We start from the raw sequence: 7,898 nt of genomic DNA on the forward strand, positions 1-7,898 counted from the left end.
CGCGGCGGGCGGACGGAGCCAGGGCGATGCAGACCGAGACGAGCGGCCTCCACAGGGGCCTGAACGCCTTCCACCTCTGGGGCATCGCAGTCGGGCTCGTCGTTTCGGGCGAGTATTTCGGCTGGAGCTACGGCTGGGCCTCCGCCGGGACCCTGGGCTTCCTCATCACCACCACGGCCGTGGCGGCGATGTACGTCGCCTTCATCTTCAGCTTCACCGAACTCACCACGGCGATCCCGCAGGCCGGCGGCCCCTTCGCCTACAGCCGGCGCGCCTTCGGGCCGGTGGGCGGCTGCATCGCCGGCTACGCCACGCTGATCGAGTTCGTGTTCGCCCCGCCCGCCATTGCCCTGGCGATCGGCGCTTATCTCAACGTGCAGTTCCCGGGCCTCGATCCGAAGCATGCGGCTTTGGGCGCCTACCTCGTCTTCATGTGCCTCAACATCGTCGGCGTGCAGATCGCCGCGACCTTCGAGCTGTTCGTGACGATCCTGGCGGTGGCCGAACTCCTGATCTTCATGGGCGTCGTCGCCCCGGCCTTCGCCTGGTCGCATTTCGCCGCCCACGGCTGGGCCGGCGCGGACCGGTTCGGCCTGCCGGCGATCGGCGGCATGTTCGCCGCGATCCCGTTCGCCATCTGGTTCTTCCTCGCCATCGAGGGCGTGGCGATGGCCGCCGAGGAGGCCAAGGACCCCAAACGCACCATCCCCATCGCCTACATCACGGGCGTGCTGACCCTGACGGTCCTGGCCTTCGGCGTGATGCTCTTCGCCGGCGGCTCGGGCGACTGGCGGACCCTGAGCAATCTCAACGATCCCCTCCCCCAGGCGATGAAGGGCGTGGTGGGGGAATCCAGCGGCTGGCTGCACATGCTGGTCTGGCTCGGCCTGTTCGGCCTCGTCGCCTCGTTCCACGGCATCATCATGGGCTACTCGCGCCAGATCTACGCCCTGGCCCGGGCCGGCTTCCTGCCCCGCGGACTCGCCCGATTGCACCCGCGCTTCCGCACGCCGCACGTCGCCACCCTCGCCGGGGGCGTCGTTGGGATCGCGGCGATCTACAGCGACAACCTGGTGACGATCGCGGGGCAGTCGCTCACCGCCAGCATCGTCACCATGGCGGTGTTCGGCGCGCTGGTGATGTACGGGATGAGCCTGGCGAGCCTGTTCCGGCTGCGCCGGATCGCGCCGGATCTCGCCCGTCCCTATCGCGCCCCCCTCTACCCGGCGGCGCCCGCCTTCGCCCTTACCCTGGCGGCGGTCTGCTTCGTCGCCCTGGTTGTCTACAACCCGGTGATCTTCGCGATCTTCCTCGTCCTGATGGGTCTGGCCGTGCTCGCGGCGAAAGGGTTTGCGACGCCGGCCTCGGGCAAGCCGCTCTGCGACCCGGCGCTCTGAACCCGAATGCCGCCGGAGGCCGATCGCGGCGCCTTTCGCAACGCCGCGCGGTGGTGGCCGGGGGCAAGGGGCGCGGTGAAAGGCGCCCGGGGGCGTAGCCCAGGCCCAGGCGCTACTGAACCTTCAACCCGTTCTCGTCGATCATCTGCTGCAGATGGCGATTGACGATGCGGGCGCTGAAGGGCTTCTCGATGAAATGGGCGAGCGCGGGCATGTCGCCGACGACGGGACGGGCAATTCCCGACGAGACCAGGATGGCGATGTGCGGGTAGGTCCGCGCGGTCTCCCGCGCCAGGGAGAAGCCGTCTTGCGTGCCGGGCATCCGGACATCGGTGAACAGGATGGTCACGTCCCGATGGCAGCGGCGCAGCAGGTCCAGGGCCTGATCCGCGGTCTGAGCCTCAAGGGTGGCGTAGCCCGCCCGCTCGAGAATATCGACGGCATCCATGCGGATCAGACCGTCATCCTCCACCACGAGAGCGTGCGAGCCTTTGGAGGAGGTCGGGTAGGGCATGAACCTCAACGCTTCGCGGTCGAGAAAAGGTCCGGCATAGCGGCCCTGTCGCCGCCACCGGCCTCGAGCGATCCTCGCGTCCCGCACTCCGAGCCGGCGGACCCTATGGGCCTTACTCCTCCGCTTCTATCCCGCGCAGGGGCGCAGCCAGGGTACAGACCAGGCCTGTGGACGCGTAGGTGGTGCTTACCGCCCCGCCCACCGCGCCGGCGAGGCCGCGCTCGATCAGGCGGCTTCCGAAACCCCGGCGCGTCGGGGTGACCACCGCGGGGCCGCCACGCTCGGTCCAGCACAGGGACAGCATCGCTTCGGGCCCCTCGGTCTCGATGGTCCAGATCACAGCGACCGAGCCCTCGGATCGGGACAGCGCCCCGTACTTGGCCGCGTTCGTCGCCAGTTCGTGGACCATCAACGCAAGGGAGAGGGCGGCCCTGGAGCCGACCTGGACGAAGGGACCGGCCAGGTGCAGCCGCTCCGACCGGGCATCGTCGTGAATCTCGAGAGCCCCGCGAATGACCGCCTCGATGCTGGCGCTCTCGCGGGTTCCGCTGAGAAGCAGGTCGTGGGCCTTGCTCATCGCGATCAGGCGGTCGGCCAGCACGTCCCTGGCGGTCTCGAGGTCGGGTGCGCTGCGCAGGGTCTGGGTCGCGATCGCCTGGACCATGGCCAGCATGTTCTTCATGCGATGGCTGAGCTCGCGATTGAGCACCGCCTGATGTTCCTCGGCCCGCAGGCGCGCGATGCCCACCTGGACGCGATCCGCGACGTTGCGGACGAAGGCGATCTCCTCGTGCCGCCACGGGCGCGGCGCGTCACTGTGCACGAAGAACAGGCCGACGCTGCGACCGCGCTCACGCACCGGGACGTTGAGCATCGCGCCGACATTGATTCGCGAGAGGAGCGCGGCCGCCTCCACGGTGCGCGGATCCTCGGCCACGGCGTCGACCACGAGGGTCTCCCCGCGCGAAAGGCAGGGGCCGAGGGTCTCGTGGTCCATGAAGCGATGCCGCCCGACGAGGCTGTCCGAGCCGACGGTGGTCCAGTCGCGATGGATGGTGATGTACTCGCCGGCCCCGTCGAGTTCGCCGTATCCGGTCCGGCTGGCGTCCAGGGTCCGGCCGACGATCTCCGCCGCCCGGTGCGTCATCGCCGGCACGGAGGCCTCGTTCCGCAGGAAATCCCCGAGTTCGATCAGCGCGGCGCGCCGGAGGGAGGCCGCACGGGCATAGACCTCCTCGGCCTTCACCAAGGCGATCTGCCGGCGCTCGTCGATCAGCGTCGTCACCTGACGCGTCAGGCGGCGCAGACCGTCCGCCTGATCGTCCGTCAGACCACCCGCGCGCGGCTGGTGATCGAGCACGCACAGGGTGCCGAGCACGCGGCCGCTGGGCATTCGCAGGGGGGCGCCGGCGTAGAAGCGGATATGCGGGTCTCCCGTGACGAGAGGGTTCCGGCAGGTGCGGGGATCGCCCGTCAGGTTGGGAATCACGAGCAGGTCGGGCTCGCTCAGGGCGTAGACGCAGACCGACGCATTGAGATCGGTCTCGCAGCGGGGAAACCCGACGCGGGCCTTGAACCATTGCCGATCGCTGTCGACCAGGCTGATCAAGGCGACGGGCGATCCGCACAGCAACCGGGCCAGTTGAACGACATCATCGAACGCCTGCTCCGGAGCTGTGTCGAGGATGTCGAGCGCGGCCAGCTCAGCAAGCCGCTGCGGATCGGATGTATCTGGCCTGATACCCTGATCGAGATGACAGCTCATGAAGGGAACTTCCCCGGCGGCCAGCCGTTGTATCCTCCGTTTCGGATGAAGTCACTGAGCCCGTGTCGGCACGAGGGTGCCACGGGAAGACTCCCATGGATGAAGACCATGCGGACGTATTACGGAACTGTTGCACAACGGGAGCGCGCGCGAAACCGGGTCCTGCGCCGGATCGCGGTGCCGGTCGGTCGGGCAGCCGGACGCGGGCCCATCGCCCACCTTCCGAGGCCCGAATCGCGAATCACTGCCGCGGCGCAATTCACATGAAGAATCGGCGGGCCGACCGGAGGGGGTTCTGGTATCGGGGGTGAAACGCCGGTTCACCGTCTCCCATCCATGAAGATCGCGATTCTCGAAGCGGGTACGCCCCCGGAGCGGCTCGCCGGCCAATACCCGGGCTATGGCCGGATGACCGCCGACCGGCTCGGCCCCGGGCACGACGTCACGGTGTTCCGGGTGAACCGGGACGAATGGCCCACCGATCCGGACACCTTCGACGCCACCCTCGTGACGGGTTCGCCGACCGGCGCCTACGATCCCCTCCCCTGGATCGGAACGCTGATCGCCTCCCTGCGTGATCTCGACCCGGACAAACCTCTCGTGGGGATCTGCTTCGGGCATCAGGTCATGGCGGCCGCCTTCGGCGGACGGGTCGAGAAATCGCCGAAGGGCTGGGGGATCGGGCTGCACACCTACGACATTCCTCGGGCGGCAGACTGGATGGATGGAGAGCCGCGGGTCGCCGTCCCGGCCATCCACCAGGATCAGGTCGTCGAGGCGCCGCCGGGGAGCCGAACGCTGGCGGGCAGCGCCTTCACGCCCCACGGCATCCTCGCCTATTCGAACCGGCGCGCCTTCTCCGTCCAGTTCCACCCGGAATTCACCACCGACTATGCCCGTGACCTCATCGCCGGGCACCGTCCGGGCGATCTCGACGCAGCCGTGCGGGCCCGGGCCCTGGCGTCACTCGATGCTCCCAACGACGGCGCGCGCGTCGGCGGATGGATTCGGCGATTCCTCAGGGATCCTGCCGAACAGGGCCGAGGCGTCTGAGCGAAGGGCTCACGGCCGTGATCCCCCCTTCGCGAGCGATGCGACGTGACGCGCGAACCGCTGGGCAGGAGGAAGGCCCAGGGCCTTGCGAACGGCTGCCCGCGTCCAAACCGAGGGGCATCCGGCGGATGGATCTCCGCGTCCACGACCCCCGCGCCGCCACGACACCCTGCCGGAACGGCCACGCTTGACACGCAGCTTCCCAAGGGTGGGGCCTTGGCTCGCCCTGCGTTCAAGGGACAACCTCACCGACCCGTCGGCTCGAGCCAGCGCGTGATGCCCCCATCGAGCGACGCGCGCGACCACTCAGCGGGTTCTTCAGAAGGCTTTGCAGGTGATTGTCACATCAGGTGCGCCGACCGAGCTGAGCCTCACCAGGGGATAGAAGTTTGGCTCAGGTGCTTGGGCAGCGCGGCAGGAAAAGACCAACGGCTTTTAAGGACACTCCTGCCTTATCGACCGCAATAAAATGGAACCGCCTTTGTACGATTCATTAAGAAAATAAACGATGCTTCCTGCAGCTACATATCGTTCGCTAGAACGCGGTTGGGATGTTGACCTGACCGGTATTTTGGACCGAGCCGATTGAGAGGCTACTGCATGGTTGGGGTTGACCCCGTTTGTGGTCCACGGCCTATGCAAGTTCTCGGGCTGTGACAGCTTGGTTGGCGAAGGCTCGGGGCGTCAAGCCGCCCAGGGCCGTATGGGGCCGATCGTCGTTGTAGTGGCACCTCCAGTCCTCGATGCGGTCGCGGGCATCAGCCAGCGACAGGAACCACGAGGCGTTTAGGCATTCCGCTCGTAGGCGGCCGTTGAACGACTCGATATAGGCGTTGTCGGTCGGCTTGCCCGGTCGTGAGAAGTCGATCTCGACCCCGTTCAGGTAGGCCCACTGGTCGAGCATGCGACCGGCGAACTCCGGTCCATAGCACATCGGGAAGGTGGCTCGACGGTTCTAGGGCGGCGCGCGAAGCCATGCTGAGCGCAGCGTGCCGCCCTGGGCGGTCATGGCCGATCGGCAGGTCTCTAGAGTGACGGTGTTCGAAGCCTCATTCCAGAGACGGATCGACCATGACCAGACCACAGCTTACGCCGCCGGCCGGCGTTCTCGTAGCCATCGACGTCGCCAAAGCCCGAAATGAGGTCCTGATCGAGGTGCCCGGCTCCGGCCGTCGACGCCGGTTGAGCGTGCTCAACACCCGTGCCGAGCACGACCGCCTGATCGCGCTCCTAACCGATCTCGGTCAGCCGGTGACCTGCGGGTTCGAGGCGACCGGCAACTATCACCGCCCGATCGCCTGGCGCCTGCTCCAGGCCGGCTTTGCCGTGCGCCTGATCTCGTCCGTAGGACTCGCCCGCACCCGCGAGGCCCTGCACAACGGCTGGAACAAGAACGACCCGAAGGACGCCCAGGTCATGCTGCACATGATCCGCATCGGCGCCTCGCAGGTCTACCAAGATCCGCTCGCCGCCGGCATCAACGAGGTGCAGGAATTGTCCAAGACGCACGACGCCGTCTCGCGGGCCAAGACCGAGGTGCTGCATCGGATCCTGACCCACTACTTGCCGCTGTACTTCTCGGAGGTCGACCGCTTCCGCCACAACAGCCGCTCGGACTGGTTCTTCGCCTTCCTCGATCGCTTCCCCACGCCTGCCAGCATCACCGCGCTGAGCAAGGAGGCCTTCATCGCCGCCGCCTGGGATGTCGTCGGGCGCAAGGTCGCCAAGGCGCAACTGCTCGGCGACATCTACGAGACGGCCCGCATCTCGATCGGACTGCCGGTGCCGCCTGATGCTCCGGCGGTGAGCATGTTCCGGCTCGTCATCGGCGAGGTGCGCGGGCTGATCCGGCAGCGCGACGCCATCGAGGCCACGGCCGACGCCCTCCTGACGGACAGCTCGGATTAAAAGCTGCTACGTCGCATTCCCGGTATCGGCCCGATTAACGCGCTGACCATCCTGGCCGAGGCTGGCGATCTGCGCCGCTTCAGCCATCACCGGCAGTTCCTGAAGTTCTGCGGCCTCGATCTGGCCACCCAGCAGTCCGGCACCTTCCGCGGCCAGACCAAGCTGTCGAAGTACGGCAACGCCCGGCTCCGGCGCACGCTCTGGCTGGCTGGCTGGGCAGGTGGCCATCCGGCAGCGGGAGAACGGCTTCCGCGACAAGTTCGAGCGCTACATCGCCCGCGACCGGCACGATGCCGACCTGCGGCGCAAGGCGCTGACCGCGATCACCGCCAAGATGGCGCGCGTGGTGCACGCCGTCATTAAGACCGGTGCCGACTACCGGCCCTTCGTCGAGGGGCCGGTACCAGGTGGGAGAACCCCTCTCAGCAGAGCCGTGAGGGCGTGAGAACCACGACCCTGTAGACAATGCTCGGGTCTCCTGCCTGGATCGACATCTCGTGTTAAGACGGTGAGGACCACGGTGCCGCGTGCATCGGCTGGATCCTGTGTTCGCTATGGCCGAGAATTCTTCCGGATCGGCAGGAGCCGCCTGGATCGACGTTGACGACAAACACACCGCGGGCGCATGTTCGCGGACGGAGAACTGTTGCCTAGCCAGCCGTCCTTCCTCGCTACGTAGGACGTTGTCCAAGCGGATGTTGTCGGGGATGCCATGCAGGTACATCGCATCGGCCAGCGCCTCGATCACACCCAGACTGTTGATGCGCCTCGCGACCTTGAGCGCCAGGCAGGCGCGACTGTGCTCGTCGATCAGCGTCAGGATACGCAGGCTTCGCCCGTCATGGGTCTGGCCCTGCACGAAGTCGAAGCTCCAGACGTGATTGCGATGGAGAGGCCGCAGCCGCACGCAGGAGCCATCGTTCAACCACAGTCGGCTTCGCGGCCGATGCTTTTGCGGGACTTGAGCCCCTCACGACGCCAGATCCGCTGAACCCGGTCTTTCCCCACCTGCCAGCCCGCTGCCTGCAGCAGTGCGGTGACGCGGCGGTAACCGTAGCGTCCGTACTCGGACGCCAAGGCGATGATGGCGCGGGTCAGCGCATCCTCGTCAGCCGGTACCGTGGGCACGTAGCGTTGCGTGCCCCGGTGCTGGTGATCCGCCCCCATTGAAGTGGTCCGCCCTTTGGTATGGCTTTTGAGCCTGGAGGACGGACGAGATGGCAAAGCACCCGAAACCTGAGGAGATCGTTGCCAAGTTGCG

Annotated in this window: 4 protein-coding genes and 3 pseudogenes; 3 read left to right on the top strand and 4 right to left on the bottom strand. The window is 67.2% G+C overall.

Translation table 11 applies throughout. The features are described from left to right. The first annotated feature begins 26 nt into the window (after positions 1 to 26). Positions 27 to 1,397: an ethanolamine permease gene (gene eat, locus ASG63_RS04950; RefSeq protein WP_056212665.1), complete on the top strand. Its 1,371-nt coding sequence runs from the start codon at positions 27 to 29 to the stop codon at positions 1,395 to 1,397. Between the two features lie 112 nt (positions 1,398 to 1,509). Here the strand turns inward: eat and ASG63_RS04955 are convergent, their stop codons facing one another. Both ASG63_RS04955 and ASG63_RS04960 read right to left on the bottom strand, forming a co-directional pair. After that, a complete protein-coding gene (locus ASG63_RS04955) occupies positions 1,510 to 1,911 on the bottom strand; it encodes a response regulator (RefSeq protein WP_200957526.1) in 402 nt (133 codons plus the stop codon). 112 nt (positions 1,912 to 2,023) lie between these two features. Next, complete coding sequence (locus ASG63_RS04960; RefSeq protein WP_443189777.1) at positions 2,024 to 3,652, bottom strand: sensor histidine kinase; 1,629 nt, start codon at positions 3,650 to 3,652, stop codon at positions 2,024 to 2,026. Positions 3,653 to 4,012: 360 nt separating this feature from the next. Between ASG63_RS04960 and ASG63_RS04965 the strand changes: the two genes are divergently transcribed. Further along, positions 4,013 to 4,729 (top strand): glutamine amidotransferase-related protein, encoded by a 717-nt coding sequence (locus tag ASG63_RS04965; RefSeq protein WP_056212669.1) that lies wholly within the window; start codon positions 4,013 to 4,015, stop codon positions 4,727 to 4,729. 634 nt (positions 4,730 to 5,363) lie between these two features. Here the strand turns inward: ASG63_RS04965 and ASG63_RS04970 are convergent. Continuing rightward, positions 5,364 to 5,654, bottom strand: a pseudogene (locus tag ASG63_RS04970) (integrase core domain-containing protein); the annotation flags it as partial. Positions 5,655 to 5,800: 146 nt separating this feature from the next. Between ASG63_RS04970 and ASG63_RS04975 the strand changes: the two are divergent. After that, a pseudogene (locus ASG63_RS04975) lies at positions 5,801 to 7,082 on the top strand (IS110 family transposase). 237 nt (positions 7,083 to 7,319) lie between these two features. On the opposite strand, the pseudogene ASG63_RS23970 reads toward ASG63_RS04975, so the two are convergent. Further along, positions 7,320 to 7,898 (bottom strand): annotated as a pseudogene (locus tag ASG63_RS23970) (IS3 family transposase); the annotation flags it as partial.

This window comes from Methylobacterium sp. Leaf94, from assembly GCF_001426045.1.
In the GTDB taxonomy this organism is placed as follows: Bacteria; Pseudomonadota; Alphaproteobacteria; order Rhizobiales; family Beijerinckiaceae; genus Methylobacterium.

What these genes read in the sequence shown, in the direction of transcription:
- eat (WP_056212665.1), top strand. Translation starts at nt 27, where the DNA reads ATGCAGACCGAGACGAGCGGCCTCCACAGGGGCCTGAACGCCTTCCAC.
- ASG63_RS04965 (WP_056212669.1), top strand. Translation starts at nt 4,013, where the DNA reads ATGAAGATCGCGATTCTCGAAGCGGGTACGCCCCCGGAGCGGCTCGCC.
- ASG63_RS04955 (WP_200957526.1), bottom strand. Translation starts at nt 1,911, where the DNA reads ATGCCCTACCCGACCTCCTCCAAAGGCTCGCACGCTCTCGTGGTGGAG.